The following is a 16,685-nucleotide window of genomic DNA, read 5'->3' as shown; positions in this document are numbered from 1 at the left end:
TCTTTCAGAGTCAAGCGTTTATTTTCGCTTTTCATCTGGCTGACGGGCCGGTTTGTAAGCCGTTGTGCCGTGTCAGTGGAGGCGCAGTATAGGGATTTTCTGGGAGCTGACAAGTGTTTATTGCAAATAAATGACTGAGCGCATCTTTTTTCATCAAACAGGGTGTTTTAGACACTATTTGCTGTTTAAGTGCGCTATCTCGTGGGCGAAACGCGCCACCTGAGGCCAATCTGTATAAACAACTTCTTTGCTGATATCTGTTTCACCGCCCGTCATCTTCATAATCAAACGAATCATCACGCGATCATACCAGCGATAACGCGGATAACGCAGTGCACCCGCAAACACCGCGCAATGATTTGGCTGCCACGGGGAGGTCAGCAAGAACTTACGCGTATAAGAGTTGGTTTGAGGAGAACGCTTCTCTGGTTTACGGGCGACCAGGTTTACGGAAAAGAAAGCGCTGGGAATCTTATTCAATGCTTGCTGATGCTTTTTCACAAACGCAGCCACTGACGAATGGAAATGCCCATAGCGAATAGAAGCGCCAATAACGACGCGTTCGTAGTTTCCCCAGGCGATCTCGCCACTGCGATGCAGATTAACCACATCACTCTCGGCGCCCAGCTCTTTAAGTTCAGATGCTATATAAGAAGCAATCTCGCGAGTTTGACCATCGCGGGTCGAAAATAGAATCAACGTTCTCACAGCAGGCTCCGATTACTCTCGCCAGAAGGTTGGCGTAAACAGTACAAGTAAAGTAAACACTTCAAGACGACCAAACAGCATATTGGCTATCAATATCCATTTTGCCACAGGATTCATGCTGGCGAAGTTATCAGCCACAACCCCCAAACCTGGGCCGAGATTATTCAGCGTTGCCGCCACTGAAGCAAAGGCGGAGAAATCATCCACGCCGGTGGCGATAATCGCGAGCATGCTGAGGATAAACACCAGCGCATAGGCAGAAAAGAATCCCCATACTGCTTCAAGGATACGTTCGGGCAGGGCTCGATTGCCAAGCTTGATGCTATAGACCGCATTGGGGTGAACAAGTCGCTTCAGTTCGCGGTTGCCTTGTTTGAACAGCAACAGAATACGGATGACCTTCAGACCACCACCGGTCGAACCAGCACACCCCCCTATAAAAGCAGAGCACAACAACAGCACCGGTAAGAATAGAGGCCAGCGAGCAATACTATCAGTCGTAAACCCGGCGGTCGTCGCCATCGAGACCACCTGGAAGAATGCCTGGTTTAGCGTAAGCAGGGCGGTTTGGTAAGTGTTGTGGAACCAGAGTACTAAGGTACAGATAGCCACCAGCGTCAGTTGCACGCCAATAAACATGCGGAACTCAGGGTCACGCCAATAGACTTTTATATTACGCCCGCTTAATAGAGAGAAGTGCAGGCCATAGTTACAACCGGAAATCAGCAAGAAGATGGCGATAATTGTATTAATGGTTGGGCTGTCGAAATAACCGACGCTGGCATCATGAGTAGAAAAACCACCAATCGCGATAGTCGCAAAGCTGTGACCTATTGCATCAAACGCAGGCATCCCTGCAAACCAAAGTGCCAACGCACAAGCGACAGTTAACAGAACATAAATAATCCACAGAGTTTTTGCGGTATCTGCAATACGCGGGCGCATCTTATTATCTTTAAGCGGCCCCGGCATTTCGGCACGGTATAGCTGCATCCCGCCGACGCCCAGAATCGGCAGAATGGCCACTGCCAGCACGATGATCCCCATGCCGCCAAACCACTGCAACATTTGCCGATAAAACAGAATGGCGTGAGGAAGCGTATCCAGCCCGACAAGCGTTGTCGCACCGGTGGTAGTTAAACCCGAGAACGATTCAAAGAATGCATCAGTAATAGTGAGATTCGGTTGTTCCGCGAAGATAAAAGGCAGCGCACCCACGCTCCCCAACACCGTCCAGAACAAGACGACGATCAGGAACCCTTCTCGTGGTTTCAACTCACTTTTTTGCCGCCGGTTAGGCCACCACAAAAAAGAACCAATCAGTAGCGCTGCGAAGAAAGTCTGGGTGAAAGCTCGGCCAGCACCATCGCGATAAATTAAAGCTACCAACCCAGGAATAATCATGGTCACGGAAAATAGAATGACTAACAGACCAACGATTCGGGTTATGGCGCGAAAATGCATTTCAGCCGCTTCCTTAACTATCAATAAAATACGAGTGGGGATTATTGTTCAGCCGGCAATAAATGCAATGCACCGCGGCTAAAATCAGCAAGTCTGACTGAAAAGTCAGCGAGTTTCGCGTGTGGTAACGCGATAAGTAATAAAACAGACGCCTGAAAATCACTTTGCACCACAACGCCGTCACACTGTTTAAGCAACGCCTCGATTCCGGCAAGCTGCGCGTACTCACATTGCAAAGTATATTCGGTTAACGGAGTTTTGAGCACGGTAGGCAATTGATTTAACGCTGCCTGCACACCGCCGCCATAGGCTTTCACCAGGCCGCCAGTACCTAGTTTGATGCCGCCAGAATAACGTACGACGACTGCGGTAATTTCACCAATACCACTTCCCATAAGCTGGGCAAGCATCGGCTTACCGGCTGTGCCAGCAGGTTCACCATCATCAGAAAAGCCTAACTGCTGCGAGTCATCTGGCGCACCAGCCACCCAGGCCCAGCAATGATGCCGGGCCGTCGGGTGCTCTGAACGTACTTTTTCAAGAAATGCTTTCGCCGCAATTACGCCAGTCGTATGAGCGACCAGAGTAATAAAGCGGCTTTTCTTGATTTCCTCACTGAACGCAACGGTTTCAGCGGGAATCAGCCAACTATCCATTACGCCAGTTTCAGATCGCGCGTCATGTTTTCAATACTATTTTCATGAACAATCACGTTGTCTTCAATGCGAACGCCACCGAAAGGTTTCATTGCCTCAATGCGCTGCCAGTCAAAGTGCTTGCTGTACTGGCCTTCGCGCCACGGTGCGAGCAAAGATTCAATGAAGTAAATGCCCGGTTCAATGGTCAGAACCATACGCGGTTCAAGAATACGCGTGCAACGCAGATACGGATACTGAGAAGGTGCAGCAAGGTGTGTACCGGAATCATCCTGCATAAAGCCTGCAACATCATGCACCTGCAAACCCAGCGGGTGGCCCAGACCATGTGGCATAAATGGCCCAGTGATGCCGGTTTCAACCATCGCTTCTTCGCTAATCCCGGTAACCAATTTATGGCGGCTCAGCAGCTTCGCGATACGTTGATGGAACTGGATGTGGTAATCGGTGTAGCGCACACCTGCTTTCAGGGTATCAATCAGCGCTAGTTGTTCGCTGTTAACGTCTTTAACCAGTTGTGCATAATCGTTATCGCTTTTTGCCGACCAGGTACGCGTTAAATCAGCCGCATAACCGTTATATTCCGCGCCAGCATCCAACAGGAAACTGCGCATTTCGGCAGGTGCGCGGTTCTCAAGTTTGGTGTAATGAAGAACTGCTGCGTGCTCGTTGAGCGCAACAATGTTGCCATAAGGCACATCGGTATCGCGATGTCCGGTTGCGGTCAGATACGCGAGATTAATGTCAAATTCGCTCATTCCAGACAGGAACGCTTCGTGAGCCGCCTGATGACCAACCACTGCGGTTTTCTGCGCTTCACGCATACATGCCAGCTCATAATCAGTTTTATAAGCACGATGATAATGCAGGTAATCAATCACCCCTTTCGGATTGATGTTAGCGCCCTGGATTTCAAGCTGTACGGCACGCTCTGGAACCGGCCCGATATAACCGATATTGCCACGCGCGGCAGGCAACTGGCTGCCAATGCCATCAGCTTTCGGCAGCGCAATCACTTCAATTTCGTCAGTCCAGAAGGATTCTGGCAGCGGCTCAACGTTGTGCCAGTAATCAACCGGCAGGTAGAACCACAGCTTCGGTTTGTTAACACCATCCACCAGCAGCCAGCAGTTTGGCACTTGTGTGACCGGAACCCAGGCTTTGAATTGTGGGTTAACTTTGAACGGATATGGATGATCATCGAGGAAGACGTTGACTAGCTCGCCCGAGTGAATCAACAGCGCGTCAAGATTGAAGCGCGCCAGAACATTGCGGGTACGTTCCTGCAAAGTTGCCACATGATCTTTATAAAGTGAGGCCAGTGAATCCATGATTTACCCTTCTGGTTTTTTATAAACTGAACGCCACGCATCTTAGCACACCGTAAACAGAGCGAACTTATTTCCAGCGGCTGTGATCATCTTTGCAAATATTTAAAGAGTTATTTGCATTTCATTAACATCAATTCCACACTCACCCTCATCTGGTACGACCAGATCCCATTGCTGGATTCAGGAGACTGACATGCTCTACCAAGGTGAAACCTTACATCTCGACTGGCTGGAAGATGGCATCGCAGAATTGGTATTCGATGCCCCCGGTTCAGTGAACAAACTCGACACCGCGACCGTAGCAAGCCTGGGCCACGCGCTGGATGTACTGGAAAAGCAGCCTGGTCTGAAAGGCCTGCTGCTCAGTTCCAACAAAGCCGCGTTTATCGTTGGTGCGGATATTACTGAATTTCTGTCGCTGTTCCTGGTTCCTGCGGAGCAACTGACTCATTGGCTGCAATTTGCCAACAGCGTCTTCAATCGTCTGGAGGACTTGCCGGTTCCGACCATTGCAGCAGTGAATGGTTACGCCCTTGGCGGCGGTTGTGAATGTGTACTGGCAACCGATTATCGCCTGGCAACACCAGATACCCGTATTGGCCTGCCAGAAACCAAACTCGGCATCATGCCTGGTTTCGGTGGATCTGTACGTTTACCTCGTTTGCTGGGTGCTGATAGCGCGCTGGAAATTATCACCGCCGGTAAAGATGTCGGCGCGGTTGAAGCGCAAAAGCTCGGCTTAGTCGACGGCATCGTTAAAACTGAGAAACTGCGCGACGGCGCACTGGCGGTATTACGCCAGGCGATTAATGGCGATCTGGACTGGAAAGCCAAACGCGCGCCAAAACTGCAGCCGCTGAAGCTGAGCAAAATCGAAGCCACCATGAGCTTCACCATTGCTAAAAGCATGGTGATGCAGATTGCGGGCAAGCACTACCCTGCCCCGATGACGGCAGTCAAAACCATCGAAGCCGCGGCAAGAATGGGCCGTGACGAAGCATTACAACTGGAGACTCAAAGTTTCGTGCCGTTGGCGCGTTCCAATGAGGCCCGTGCGCTGGTCGGGATTTTCCTTAACGACCAATACATAAAAGGTCAGGCGAAGAAGCTGACCAAAAATACCGAAACCCCGAAACAGGCAGCCGTTCTTGGTGCCGGGATCATGGGCGGCGGCATTGCTTACCAGTCTGCCTGGAAAGGCGTACCGGTATTAATGAAGGACATTAACGAGAAGTCGCTGGAGCTGGGTATTAACGAAGCCAGCAAGCTGCTGAACAAACAGCTGGAACGCGGCAAAATTGACGGCATGAAACTGGCGGGTGTGATTGCCACCATTCATCCAACGCTGGATTACGCCGGTTTTGAGCGTGTCGATGTGGTAGTTGAAGCAGTGGTAGAAAACCCGAAAGTGAAGAAAGCCGTTCTGGCAGAAGTGGAAGATAAAGTACGCCCGGATACCGTTCTGGCGTCGAACACCTCCACCATTCCAATTGGCGAACTGGCAAACAGCCTGAAGCGCCCGGAAAACTTCTGCGGCATGCACTTCTTTAACCCTGTGCACCGCATGCCGTTAGTGGAAGTGATTCGCGGCGAGAAAACCTCTGAGCAAACTATCGCGAAGGTTGTTGCGTGGGCCAGCAAAATGGGCAAAACGCCGATCGTAGTGAACGACTGCCCTGGCTTCTTCGTCAACCGTGTGCTGTTCCCGTACTTTGCCGGCTTTAGCCAGCTGATGCGCGACGGTGCAGATTTCCGCCAGATCGACAAAGTAATGGAAAAGCAGTTCGGCTGGCCGATGGGCCCGGCATACCTGCTGGATGTAGTCGGTATTGATACCGCGCACCACGCGCAGGCTGTTATGGCTGCCGGTTTCCCACAGCGTATGCAGAAAGATTATCGCGATGCGGTCGACGCCATGTTTGACGCAGGCCGTTATGGCCAGAAAACCCAGCAGGGTTTCTATCGCTACAAACAAGACAGCAAAGGCAAACCGCGTAAAGAACAAGACGAAGCCACCGATAGCTTGTTGGCTGATGTCAGCAAACCGCGCCAAAACTTTAGCGACGAAGAGATCATCGCTCGCATGATGATCCCAATGGTCAACGAAGTCGTGCGCTGCCTGGAAGAAGGCATTATCGCCAGCCCGGCAGAAGCAGATATGGCACTGGTTTACGGCCTGGGATTCCCTCCGTTCCACGGCGGCGCATTCCGTTGGTTAGACACCATCGGCAGCGCGAAATATCTCGATATGGCGCAACAGTACGAACATCTTGGCCCGCTTTACCAGGTGCCGGACGGTCTGCGTACTAAAGCGTCCCGTAACGAGCCGTACTATCCACCCGTTGAGCCAGCGCGCCCAGCCAGTGACCTGAAAAGTGCCTGAGGAGTGATTATGGAAAAGGTTGTAATTGTTGATGCCATCCGCACCCCGATGGGCCGTTCAAAAGGCGGTGCATTTCGTAATCTGCGTGCGGAAGATCTTTCTGCCCATCTGATGCGTGGCATTTTGTCACGCAACCCGGCTTTAGAAGCCGCTGCACTGGATGACATTTATTGGGGCTGTGTGCAGCAGACGCTGGAGCAAGGTTTTAATATTGCTCGTAACGCCTCGCTACTGGCAGAAATCCCACATTCAGTACCGGCGGTTACAGTGAACCGCCTGTGTGGTTCTTCGATGCAAGCGCTGCACGATGCTGCTCGTATGATTCAGACCGGTGATGCGCATGCTTGTCTGGTAGGCGGCGTGGAACATATGGGCCACGTGCCAATGAGCCATGGTGTTGATTTCCATCCAGGCCTGAGCCGCAACGTTGCAAAAGCAGCTGGCATGATGGGCTTAACCGCCGAAATGCTGTCTCGTATGCATGGTATCAGCCGTGAAATGCAGGATCAGTTTTCTGCACGTTCACACCAGCGAGCCTGGGCTGCAACCGAAGCGGGTCATTTCAAAAATGAAATTCTGGCAACCAGCGGCCATGACGCAGACGGTGTGCTCAAACGTTTTGATTACGATGAAGTGATTCGCCCGGAAACTACAGTTGAAGGTCTGGCGGCATTGAAACCTGCGTTTGATCCGGTCAATGGCACCGTTACAGCAGGCAGTTCTTCCGCGCTTTCCGATGGTGCCTCAGCGATGTTGCTGATGAGCGAGTCACGCGCCAAAGAGCTGGGCCTGAAGATCCGCGCTTATGTTCGCTCTATGGCAGTCGTTGGCTGCGACCCATCCATTATGGGCTACGGTCCAGTTCCGGCATCACAACTGGCGTTGAAAAAAGCGGGCCTGACTGCCGCCGACATAGACCTGTTTGAGATGAACGAAGCCTTCGCCGCACAGATCCTGCCATGTATTAAAGATCTGGGGCTGATGGATAAGATCGACGAGAAGATTAACCTCAATGGCGGTGCGATTGCACTGGGTCACCCGCTGGGTTGTTCCGGTACACGAATCAGCACCACGCTGCTCAATTTGATGGAACGTCGCGATGCGCAGTTTGGCCTCGCCACCATGTGCATCGGATTGGGTCAGGGGATTGCCACAGTTATTGAACGCGTTTAAGGAATTGATCTAATTTTCAAAGTCATTGATGTTGTAACGCGGCGGCAAATGAGCGAATCCCGATGAGCTTACTAAAGTAAGTGATTCGGGTGAGCGAATGCAGCCAACAAAGTTACAACACCAAGGACGCAGAAAAAAAGTTTAGTTGCCGTTTTTCCCGCCTGTCAGGGGCGGGTTTTTTATTGCATTAGATAAACGAAAACGCGTCGCCAAACATGCGGTCGGCCTGCGCACCACGTTCATTGCAGAACAGGTCACGGGCAATTTTCGCCATTTCAAAACGTCCGGCAATATAGATGTCGTGCCCGGCAAGCGTTCCGTAATCCTGCATCACCGCGGTTAACACAGTGCCAGTGCGCCCACGCCAGCCTGTTTCCGGTTGCTCAACCACCGCTTCAACACGCAGATTCTGGTGAACCACGGACAGCGCTTCTAACTCAGACAGATCATAAAGATGTTTATCTTCACGGCCGCCCCAGTAAATGGCGATTTCACGCTGCGGGTTACGCGCCAGCGCCGTCAGCAAAATAGAACGCACATAAGAGAAGCCGGTCCCGCCAGCAATCAGAATCAACGGGCGATCTTCATCTTCACGCAGCCAGGCATCGCCGTGTGGAATATCAACAACGATTTCTTTCTCTTTCAGAATGCGATCCATCACCGCCATGGCGTACAGATTGATATCTGATGCGCCAATGTGCAGTTCGATAAACTCGTGGTCGCTCGGCGTGGATGCCATGGAGAACGGGCGTTTATCGCGCTCATCCATCACCACCATCAAATACTGCCCGGCCTGAAAGGAGAATTTCGCTTCCGGCAGTAATCGAACGCGATACACCGTGTCAGTTATCGCTTCTACCGAGGTCACTTTACAGCTTAAGGTTGTCATGCTTCCCCTCTGTCGGGTCAATAATGCAAAACGGTAAAACCCGCCGATCAGGCGTTTTTACTGTCGTCGAAAATAGCCAGTTCATCCCAGATAGCATCAATACGCGCACATACTTCTGCATCTTTCTTAATAGGACGCCCCCACTCACGCTGGGTTTCCCCAGGCCATTTATTGGTGGCATCCAATCCCATTTTTGAGCCAAGGCCGGAAACCGGCGAGGCAAAATCCAGGTAATCAATTGGCGTGTTTTCTACCAGAACGGTATCACGTGCCGGGTCCATCCGCGTGGTGATGGCCCAAATTACATCGTTCCAGTCACGCGCATTAACATCGTCATCGCAGACAATGACAAACTTGGTATACATGAACTGCCGCAAGAAAGACCAGACGCCCATCATCACGCGTTTCGCGTGGCCAGCGTACTGCTTCTTGATAGTGACAACCGCAAGGCGATAAGAACACCCCTCCGGCGGCAAGTAGAAATCGACAATTTCCGGGAACTGCTTTTGCAGAATGGGCACAAACACTTCATTCAATGCCACGCCGAGAACCGCAGGCTCATCTGGCGGGCGACCGGTGTACGTTGAATGATAAATCGCATTCTGGCGCTGGGTTATATGCGTCACGGTAAACACAGGGAAGTCATCTACTTCATTGTAGTAGCCCGTGTGGTCACCATATGGCCCTTCAGGTGCCATTTCGCCAGGCTCGATATACCCTTCCAGCACAATTTCAGCGCTAGCTGGCACTTCAAGATCGTTAGAAATACACTTAACAACTTCGGTTTTTGTACCACGTAGCAAACCAGCAAAAGCATATTCTGACAAAGTATCTGGCACTGGAGTGACCGCGCCAAGAATCGTTGCCGGATCAGCACCCAGTGCAACAGAAACCGGGAACCGCTCACCAGGATGTTCAGCACACCACTCCTGGAAATCCAGCGCGCCGCCGCGATGCGATAACCAGCGCATAATCAGTTTATTTTTGCCAATCAGTTGTTGGCGATAAATCCCGAGATTCTGCCGTTCTTTATGCGGACCACGCGTTACCGTCAAACCCCAGGTAATCAGCGGCGCGGCATCTTCAGGCCAACACTGCATAATCGGAATACGAGATAAGTCGACTTCATCCCCTTCCCAGATTTGTTCCTGGCATGGGGCATTACGCAGACGCTTAGTCGGCATATTCAGGACTTGTTTAAACTGCGGAAGTTTATCGAATAAATCGCGGAAACCCTTCGGTGGCTCGGGTTCTTTCAGGAAGGCCAGTAATTTCCCGACTTCACGCAGCGCAGAAACATCTTCTTGCCCCATTCCCATCGCGACGCGTTTCGGAGTGCCGAACAGGTTGCACAGCACCGGCATGTCGTACCCTTTTGGATTCTCAAATAACAGAGCCGGGCCATTAGCGCGCAAAGTACGATCGGCAATTTCAGTCATTTCCAGGTACGGATCGACAGGCATTGCGATACGCTTTAGCTCGCCGCGTTGTTCAAGTAGTTCCAGAAAGTCGCGTAGGTCGTGGTATTTCATGCCATTAATCATCGTCAGGATTTGGCGGACATTATACGGGCTTCATGCAGCGCATGCTGTATTTTTGTTAAAAAGGTGTAGATGGTTGCCTGATGACCAAACAGTCATTGGTTATACTTCTGCTGTCTATCTCTCATACCAGCCTTTTGCTATTCTTCCGCGGCTGATTAGGAAAAAGAGACATTATGGAATCCTGGTATCTTTTGTACTGCAAAAGGGGTCAATTACTGCGGGCGCAAGAACATCTTGAGCGTCAGGAAGTGAATTGCCTCACCCCGATGATCAAAATTGAAAAGATCGTGCGAGGAAAACGCACTGCGGTCGACGAACCATTGTTTCCAAATTATATGTTTGTCCGCTTTGATCCTGAGACTATTCACACCACGACAATACATTCAACGCGTGGCGTCAGCCATTTCGTCCGCTTCGGCAGCCTTCCGGCCACTGTACCGAATGATGTGATTGAACAACTTATCCATCATCAGCCAGAAAATGTGACTGACCCAGACACCCCTTATCAGGGCGATCGCGTGGTGATAACTGAAGGGGCATTCGAAGGTTTGGAAGCTATCTTCAGCGAACCGGACGGTGAAGCCCGCTCTATGCTGCTGCTGAATTTGTTGAATAAACAAGTGATGCAGAGTGTGAAGAATACCGATTTCAAAAAGACGTAAAAAAGGCCAGCGATTGCTGGCCTCTTAGTCTGTATTTCGTTCCTAGCGCTGCATTTGCTCATCGTGCAGCCATTGCGCGACACGCTTCGAGAAGTACGTCAGCACACCATCTGCGCCGGCACGTTTAAAGCACAACAGTGATTCCATAATGGCCGGTTTTTCTGCCAGCCATCCGTTTTGAATCGCCGCCATATGCATCGCATACTCACCAGAAACCTGATAGGCAAATGTCGGCACGCCGAAAGTATCTTTCACGCGGCGAACCACATCCAGATAAGGCATACCCGGTTTCACCATCACCATATCCGCGCCTTCTTGCAAATCCTGCGCAACTTCCTGCAATGCTTCATCGCTATTGGCCGGGTCCATCTGATAGGTCTTTTTATTGCCGCCTTTCAGGTTGCCGGATGAGCCAATTGCGTCGCGGAACGGGCCGTAATAACAGGATGCGTACTTCGCTGCATAAGACATGATTTGGGTGTTCACTAAACCATCCAGCTCAAGCTGATCGCGAATCGCGCCGATGCGCCCATCCATCATATCGCTTGGCGCGATGATTTCGGCTCCGGCTTCTGCATGAGACAGCGCCTGACGTACCAGAATCTCACGAGTAATGTCGTTGATAACGTAACCGTCTGCATCAATCACGCCGTCCTGGCCGTGAGTGGTATACGGATCAAGCGCAACGTCAGTCAGTAAACCCAGTTCTGGCACGGCATCTTTCAGTGCACGAACCGCACGCTGAACCAGGCCGTTCGGGTTATAAGCTTCTTCAGCATGCAGCGACTTTCCTGCGCTCTCGATGACCGGGAACAGGGACAGCACCGGCACACCCAACTTCGCAACGGCCTCCGCTTCTTTGAGCAGCAAATCGATAGTCATGCGGTAAACGCCCGGCATTGACGACACTTCTTCCTGACGGTTTTGACCTTCCATCACGAACACAGGGTAGATCAGGTCGTTAACCGTTAACTGATTTTCTGCAACCAGGCGGCGGCTGAAATCGTGACGACGAACGCGGCGCATACGGCGGCCAGGAAACGTACCGGGAAATGCATAGCTCATTAATTTTCTCCTGATTTAAGCCAGCCGGAAAAGACGGCGGGCATTGTCATCTGTTACTTGCGCAAGCCAGGTGGGGTCTTCTCGACGCCATTCGGCTACCTTGTTCAGGATATGCGGCAAGTAACAGGGTTCGTTCCGGCGGGAAGCAGGTTTTGGTTTTAGATCCCGCGGTAACAAATAGGGGGCATCAGTTTCCAGCAACAGTTGATGTGCTGGGATTACCGGTAGCAGCTCACGTAATTCAAGGCCGCGGCGCTCATCGCATACCCAGCCAGTGACACCTATAAAAATGCCTCGGGCCAGGCATTCACGAACTTCATTTTCTGTTCCGGTAAAACAGTGCAAAACCACACCCGGTAACTTATCCAGCCACGGGTCCAGCAGAGCAATAAAGCGTTCGTGTGCTTCCCGACAATGTAAAAATACCGGCATCATCAGGTCTGCAGCAAGGGCCAGTTGTGCGGTAAAAGCGCGTTCTTGTTCAGCTGGCGTCGAGAAATTACGGTTGAAATCCAGGCCACACTCACCAATAGCTACCACTTCCGGCGCACCCGCAAGCTCGCGAATCACAGCCGCAGTTTCATCTTGCCATTGGCTGGCATCATGCGGATGAACACCCGCAGTAGACCAGCAGCCCTGATACTGTTGTGCCAGTAACAATGCCTGCTGACTTTCGTGAATATTTGTCCCGGTAAGCAGCATGCCGCTCACGCCGGCATGCTGTGCGCGAGCCACAACGTCAGCGTGGTCTTTAGTAAACTGTGAGCTGGTAAGATTTACACCGATATCAAACATAGCGTCTTCCAAACGACGACCGCCCTAATGGGCGGTCTGAAATTATGATTCTTTTTTAGAGTGATCGTCTTCTGCTTCTGGAGCATCTTCCGGGTCTTCCTCCCCACCTCTGCGCCCTTTACCGACGTAGAAACGAGAGAAAAATACACCAACTTCAAACAGGCAGTACATCGGTATTGCCAGCAGCGTTTGCGAGAAAACATCAGGCGGCGTTAACAACATGCCAACAACAAATGCACCAACCAGAATATACGGACGCTTTTTCTTAAGCGCTTCAGGCGTTGTTACACCCATCCAACACAACAGAATAATGGCAACGGGGACTTCAAAAGCCACGCCAAATGCCATAAATAGCGTCATGACAAAATCAAGGTACTTGCTGATGTCAGTCGACACCACCACACCTATCGGGGCGGTTTTTGTCAGAAAACCAAATGCGAGCGGGAACACCACAAAATAAGCAAAAGCGATGCCGATATAAAACAGCATTGAGCTGGAAAACAGTAACGGCATAACCAGCTTGCGCTCGTGCTTATAGAGCGCAGGGGCGATAAACGCCCAAATCTGATAAAGAATGACCGGTGCAGACAAAAATACCGAAACATAAATCGTCAGTTTGATTGGGGTGAAAAACGGTGACGCCACATCAGTCGCAATCATCGTTGAGCCAATAGGCATCTGCTTAATCAGCGGTGAGGCGACAATCTGATAGATGTCATTGGCAAAGTAAACCAGTGCCAGGAAAATCACCAGCACAGCGATAATGCTATTTAACAGTCGCTTGCGCAGCTCTATCAGATGGCTGATAAGCGGTTGGGTATCTTCAACGGCCATGTTTACTGTTTATCACTCGAAGTTGGGGAAGACGCTGGAGTTTTGACGGGCTCTGCTACAGGTTTAATCTGAGGTTGAATCAGCTCTTCAGAAACCTCTGCTGCCGCTGCAGCTGATGCAGGAACAACTGCTTCAGTTTCAACAGCGGGCGCTTTCTCAGGCGCACTGGCCTGATGTGCAGCAGTAGCTGGAGTCACGCCATCATGGCTGTCCTGGGCATCTTTCACTAGTGGGTTATGGATGGTGTGAGCTTCGTCACTCGCCTTTTCAGGGTCGAGAGTGTACGAGCGCTTCATCGACTCTGCTGCCTGACGCAGCTCATCCATTGATGCCTTTAGTTCCGGAGTGAGGTTATCCATGCTCGCTTTTTCAACCTTCTTCAGGCTGTCTTGTAGCTCCTGGATTTTCAACTCCTGAACCAGTTCGTTTTGTACAGTTGCTGCCAGCGAACGCAAAGCACGGACCCAACCGACGACCGTTTTAACGGCCACAGGCAAACGCTGTGGCCCGAGTACGATCAAGCCAATCACAAAAACCAGTAGCAGCTCACTGAAACCAATATCGAACACGGTTTACACCTGCTCTTTATCGTTGCTCTTTGCTTCGTCTTTTTTCACATCAGCTGGTTGCTTATCGGCCAGTGTTTTTGCTGTGAAATCAGCATCCTGAGCAGATTTATCTTTCTCTTTGTCTTCATCGTCACTCATGGCTTTTTTAAAGCCTTTGATGGATGCGCCCAAATCAGAGCCGATAGAACCCAGTTTCTTAGTACCGAAAAGCAGAACCACGATGACAGCAATGATCAACAATTGCCAAATACTGATACCACCCATAATGTTGCCTCAAATCACTGTGATGAATAGATTACGGTCTGTATTGTACCGCACGTTGTCCGTTAAAAACGATTAAAAACAGCTCAGGATGAGCGCCGCCAGCCAATCAACCAGGCCACGATGCCACCGGCCATTATCCAGGCGGGCATAAATTCCCACTCTGGCTTATTAATCAACAGCAAAGTACCACTGAGCATCAACACCGCACCAATACCAAACAGATAGCGTGACTGCGACTGGCGTACCTGGTTGCGTTGCAAATCGCGCGTTATTTTATCAACACTGTGCTGCAATTGTTTACCCTGACGCAAACTGTCGTACATCAGTTCTGGAAGTTCTGGCATTTTTTCTATCCAGAACGGGGCTTTTTCTTTAAGTGTACGAATAAGAGCCGGAATACCAACCTGATCTTTAATCCAGTCTTCCAGGAAAGGTTTGGCGGTTTTCCACAAATCCAGCTGTGGATAAAGCTGCCTTCCCAGGCCTTCAACGTAAAGCAGTGTCTTTTGTAGCAAAACCAGCTGTGGTTGCACTTCCATATTAAAGCGGCGTGCCGTATTGAACAGGTTCAGCAGCACATGGCCAAAGGAAATTTCCGCTAATGGCTTTTCAAAAATAGGCTCGCAAACGGTGCGAATAGCAAACTCGAAGTCTTCAACATTGGTTTCTGGAGGTACCCAACCTGAATCAACGTGCAGTTCAGCAACTTTGCGATAGTCACGGTTAAAGAAAGCGATAAAGTTTTCAGCCAGGTAGCGTTTGTCTTCTTTATTGAGCGAGCCGACAATGCCGCAGTCGATACCAATGTATTGCGGATCTTCAGGATGCTCGTAGCTGACAAAAATATTTCCAGGGTGCATATCCGCATGGAAGAAGCTGTCGCGGAAAACCTGGGTGAAGAACACTTGCACGCCGCGTTCCGCTAACAGTTTCATGTTGGTGCCTTGCTTGTGAAGCATCGCAATATCTGAAACGGGAATACCGTAAATTCGCTCCATCACCATCATGTCCTGGCTGCAATAGTCAGAGAACACTTCCGGCACATACAGCATCGGGCTGTCTTCAAAATTGCGGCGTAACTGAATGGCGTTTGCCGATTCACGCAACAGATTCAGCTCATCGATCAAGGTTTTTTCATATTCGCGTACCACTTCGAGCGGGCGTAAACGGCGGCCATCCGGCATCAAGCGCGGTACCCAGCGTGCGAGGCGATAGATGAGTTTCATATCCGCTTTAATGATTGGCAGGATGTCCGGGCGAATCACTTTGATGACCACATCTCGGCCATTCTCTTTCAGGCGAGCAGTATGCACTTGCGCGATAGAAGCCGATGCGAGCGGTGTTATGTCGAAATCGTCAAACCAGGTCTCAATGGGAATCCCCCCCATCGCCTGTTCGATTTGTTTCTTAGCCAATGCCCCGTCAAAAGGTGCAACACGGTCTTGCAACATAGCGAGCTGGTCAGCGATTTGTGGTGGGAACAGGTCACGACGGGTAGAGAGCATCTGCCCAAACTTGATCCATACCGGCCCCAGTTCCTGCAATGCCAGACGTAAACGCTCGCCGAGAAGTTTGTCTTTATGGCGGTTTGGCATCCAGAAAAGCATGCGCCGCCAGATGCGTAACGGCAGCGTAATACGAATGCGTGGGATCAGCTCATCCAGACCATAACTGAGAAAAGTACGGATAATGAAATAGAGGCGGCGAATTTCTCCAGGCGTCATTTGTTCTCCAGTTTGTCCAGTCGCGCAATGAGTGCGTCAACCTTACGTTCGACTGCTGCCGTTTCCTCGGCAAACCATGCGACTTCCAACGACCCCGGTGCCATTCTCCACTCTTCAGTAATGGCTTCTGAAAGGTATTGTTGGTTACGGGCAAATCCTTTTTTCAACAACTTACCGCCACCGCGAATCACTTTGCTGATGCCTTCCGCAGCAATATCACCGATATACGGAGCTAATAATTCAGCAGGGTCGAACTCAGCCAGATCCATCAACGCGACCCAATTCTGGACCACCTGAAGCTCGCCTTCCACCTCCAGCTCACCGCTGCGAATGAGCGCAGTAAGCTGCTGTCGGTCACGCAATTTCGGTAATGTGCTCAGCCCAGTTTTCACCAGACAGTCGGCTTCGCCTTCCCACTGCGCTAACACATCAAGTTGTTGCTCGCTGAAGACCAGCACAATCGGCGATGAGAACTCTTTGAGTTCAACACGCAACACCTTACCCACTAAGCGCTGACGCGCGGCTTTCAATCCACGGTCACGCCAGAGAAATGTATTGAGGATATTTTCTATTCCAGCAGTGATCAGCGGCGTACCTGAAGAAAGCAGCAATGGCATCACGAGT

The 16,685-nt window shown here is 50.9% G+C and carries 16 protein-coding genes; 3 read left to right on the top strand and 13 right to left on the bottom strand.

What is annotated here, in order from left to right; translation table 11 throughout:
• Positions 1 to 174 precede the first annotated feature (174 nt).
• From hemG to pepQ, 4 genes are read right to left on the bottom strand one after another with little or no spacing between them, the layout of a single operon-like run.
• Entirely contained in the window at positions 175 to 708 is a 534-nt protein-coding gene (gene hemG, locus MES37_RS07895; RefSeq protein ID WP_064541421.1) for a menaquinone-dependent protoporphyrinogen IX dehydrogenase, read from the bottom strand.
• A gap of 12 nt (positions 709 to 720) precedes the next feature.
• The gene (gene trkH, locus MES37_RS07890) at positions 721 to 2,172 is read right to left on the bottom strand and encodes a Trk system potassium transporter TrkH (protein WP_064541422.1); all 1,452 of its coding nucleotides are present in this window, start codon (positions 2,170 to 2,172) and stop codon (positions 721 to 723) included.
• A gap of 41 nt (positions 2,173 to 2,213) precedes the next feature.
• Positions 2,214 to 2,828, bottom strand: a complete 615-nt coding sequence (locus tag MES37_RS07885) for an IMPACT family protein (protein WP_064541425.1) — start codon at positions 2,826 to 2,828, stop codon at positions 2,214 to 2,216.
• Positions 2,828 to 4,159: a Xaa-Pro dipeptidase gene (gene pepQ / locus MES37_RS07880; RefSeq protein ID WP_064541428.1), complete on the bottom strand. Its 1,332-nt coding sequence runs from the start codon at positions 4,157 to 4,159 to the stop codon at positions 2,828 to 2,830. Before pepQ ends, MES37_RS07885 begins: the two co-directional genes overlap by 1 nt.
• A gap of 193 nt (positions 4,160 to 4,352) precedes the next feature.
• Here pepQ and fadB point away from each other — a divergent pair, with 193 nt between their 5' ends.
• The gene (fadB, locus tag MES37_RS07875) at positions 4,353 to 6,542 is read left to right on the top strand and encodes a fatty acid oxidation complex subunit alpha FadB (protein WP_121814558.1); all 2,190 of its coding nucleotides are present in this window, start codon (positions 4,353 to 4,355) and stop codon (positions 6,540 to 6,542) included.
• Positions 6,543 to 6,551: 9 nt separating this feature from the next.
• Entirely contained in the window at positions 6,552 to 7,715 is a 1,164-nt protein-coding gene (gene fadA, locus MES37_RS07870) for an acetyl-CoA C-acyltransferase FadA (RefSeq protein WP_121814559.1), read from the top strand.
• Between the two features lie 187 nt (positions 7,716 to 7,902).
• Here the strand turns inward: fadA and fre are convergent, their stop codons facing one another.
• Together fre and ubiD are read right to left on the bottom strand one after the other, a co-directional pair.
• Positions 7,903 to 8,604: an NAD(P)H-flavin reductase gene (gene fre / locus MES37_RS07865; RefSeq protein WP_237930899.1), complete on the bottom strand. Its 702-nt coding sequence runs from the start codon at positions 8,602 to 8,604 to the stop codon at positions 7,903 to 7,905.
• Positions 8,605 to 8,651: 47 nt separating this feature from the next.
• The gene (gene ubiD / locus MES37_RS07860) at positions 8,652 to 10,145 is read right to left on the bottom strand and encodes a 4-hydroxy-3-polyprenylbenzoate decarboxylase (protein WP_133523153.1); all 1,494 of its coding nucleotides are present in this window, start codon (positions 10,143 to 10,145) and stop codon (positions 8,652 to 8,654) included.
• A gap of 176 nt (positions 10,146 to 10,321) precedes the next feature.
• On the opposite strand from ubiD, the gene rfaH reads away from it, so the two are divergent.
• A complete protein-coding gene (gene rfaH / locus MES37_RS07855; RefSeq protein ID WP_064541440.1) occupies positions 10,322 to 10,810 on the top strand; it encodes a transcription/translation regulatory transformer protein RfaH in 489 nt (162 codons plus the stop codon).
• Positions 10,811 to 10,852: 42 nt separating this feature from the next.
• Here the strand turns inward: rfaH and hemB are convergent, their stop codons facing one another.
• The 7 genes from hemB to ubiJ form a co-directional block, all read right to left on the bottom strand.
• Entirely contained in the window at positions 10,853 to 11,875 is a 1,023-nt protein-coding gene (gene hemB, locus MES37_RS07850) for a porphobilinogen synthase (protein WP_121814561.1), read from the bottom strand.
• A 15-nt stretch (positions 11,876 to 11,890) separates the two neighbouring features.
• Positions 11,891 to 12,670, bottom strand: coding sequence for a 3'-5' ssDNA/RNA exonuclease TatD (gene tatD / locus MES37_RS07845; protein ID WP_237930897.1), 780 nt, complete (start codon positions 12,668 to 12,670; stop codon positions 11,891 to 11,893).
• Positions 12,671 to 12,712: 42 nt separating this feature from the next.
• Positions 12,713 to 13,504: a Sec-independent protein translocase subunit TatC gene (gene tatC, locus MES37_RS07840; RefSeq protein WP_064541450.1), complete on the bottom strand. Its 792-nt coding sequence runs from the start codon at positions 13,502 to 13,504 to the stop codon at positions 12,713 to 12,715.
• A 2-nt stretch (positions 13,505 to 13,506) separates the two neighbouring features.
• Positions 13,507 to 14,073, bottom strand: a complete 567-nt coding sequence (tatB, locus tag MES37_RS07835; protein WP_064541453.1) for a Sec-independent protein translocase protein TatB — start codon at positions 14,071 to 14,073, stop codon at positions 13,507 to 13,509.
• Positions 14,074 to 14,076: 3 nt separating this feature from the next.
• On the bottom strand, positions 14,077 to 14,337 hold the full coding sequence (gene tatA, locus MES37_RS07830; protein ID WP_064541456.1) for a Sec-independent protein translocase subunit TatA: 261 nt from the start codon (positions 14,335 to 14,337) through the stop codon (positions 14,077 to 14,079).
• An 83-nt stretch (positions 14,338 to 14,420) separates the two neighbouring features.
• Positions 14,421 to 16,061, bottom strand: coding sequence for a ubiquinone biosynthesis regulatory protein kinase UbiB (gene ubiB, locus MES37_RS07825; RefSeq protein ID WP_064541459.1), 1,641 nt, complete (start codon positions 16,059 to 16,061; stop codon positions 14,421 to 14,423).
• Entirely contained in the window at positions 16,058 to 16,678 is a 621-nt protein-coding gene (gene ubiJ, locus MES37_RS07820; protein WP_237930888.1) for a ubiquinone biosynthesis protein UbiJ, read from the bottom strand. The genes ubiB and ubiJ overlap by 4 nt, the downstream gene beginning before the upstream one ends.
• Positions 16,679 to 16,685: the final 7 nt, after the last annotated feature.

It is taken from the genome of Buttiauxella sp. S19-1 (assembly GCF_022134725.1).
Lineage (GTDB): Bacteria > Pseudomonadota > Gammaproteobacteria > Enterobacterales > Enterobacteriaceae > Buttiauxella > Buttiauxella ferragutiae.
The sequence above is the reverse complement of the archived record's forward strand: the minus strand, read 5'-3'. Positions and strand labels throughout refer to the sequence as shown.

Bases quoted from the DNA above. Each gene is read 5' to 3' on its own strand.
- trkH (WP_064541422.1), bottom strand. From the start codon at position 2,172: ATGCATTTTCGCGCCATAACCCGAATCGTTGGTCTGTTAGTCATTCTA.
- MES37_RS07885 (WP_064541425.1), bottom strand. From the start codon at position 2,828: ATGGATAGTTGGCTGATTCCCGCTGAAACCGTTGCGTTCAGTGAGGAA.
- pepQ (WP_064541428.1), bottom strand. From the start codon at position 4,159: ATGGATTCACTGGCCTCACTTTATAAAGATCATGTGGCAACTTTGCAG.
- fadB (WP_121814558.1), top strand. From the start codon at position 4,353: ATGCTCTACCAAGGTGAAACCTTACATCTCGACTGGCTGGAAGATGGC.
- fadA (WP_121814559.1), top strand. From the start codon at position 6,552: ATGGAAAAGGTTGTAATTGTTGATGCCATCCGCACCCCGATGGGCCGT.
- fre (WP_237930899.1), bottom strand. From the start codon at position 8,604: ATGACAACCTTAAGCTGTAAAGTGACCTCGGTAGAAGCGATAACTGAC.
- rfaH (WP_064541440.1), top strand. From the start codon at position 10,322: ATGGAATCCTGGTATCTTTTGTACTGCAAAAGGGGTCAATTACTGCGG.
- hemB (WP_121814561.1), bottom strand. From the start codon at position 11,875: ATGAGCTATGCATTTCCCGGTACGTTTCCTGGCCGCCGTATGCGCCGC.
- tatD (WP_237930897.1), bottom strand. From the start codon at position 12,670: ATGTTTGATATCGGTGTAAATCTTACCAGCTCACAGTTTACTAAAGAC.
- tatC (WP_064541450.1), bottom strand. From the start codon at position 13,504: ATGGCCGTTGAAGATACCCAACCGCTTATCAGCCATCTGATAGAGCTG.
- tatA (WP_064541456.1), bottom strand. From the start codon at position 14,337: ATGGGTGGTATCAGTATTTGGCAATTGTTGATCATTGCTGTCATCGTG.
- ubiB (WP_064541459.1), bottom strand. From the start codon at position 16,061: ATGACGCCTGGAGAAATTCGCCGCCTCTATTTCATTATCCGTACTTTT.
- ubiJ (WP_237930888.1), bottom strand. From the start codon at position 16,678: ATGCCATTGCTGCTTTCTTCAGGTACGCCGCTGATCACTGCTGGAATA.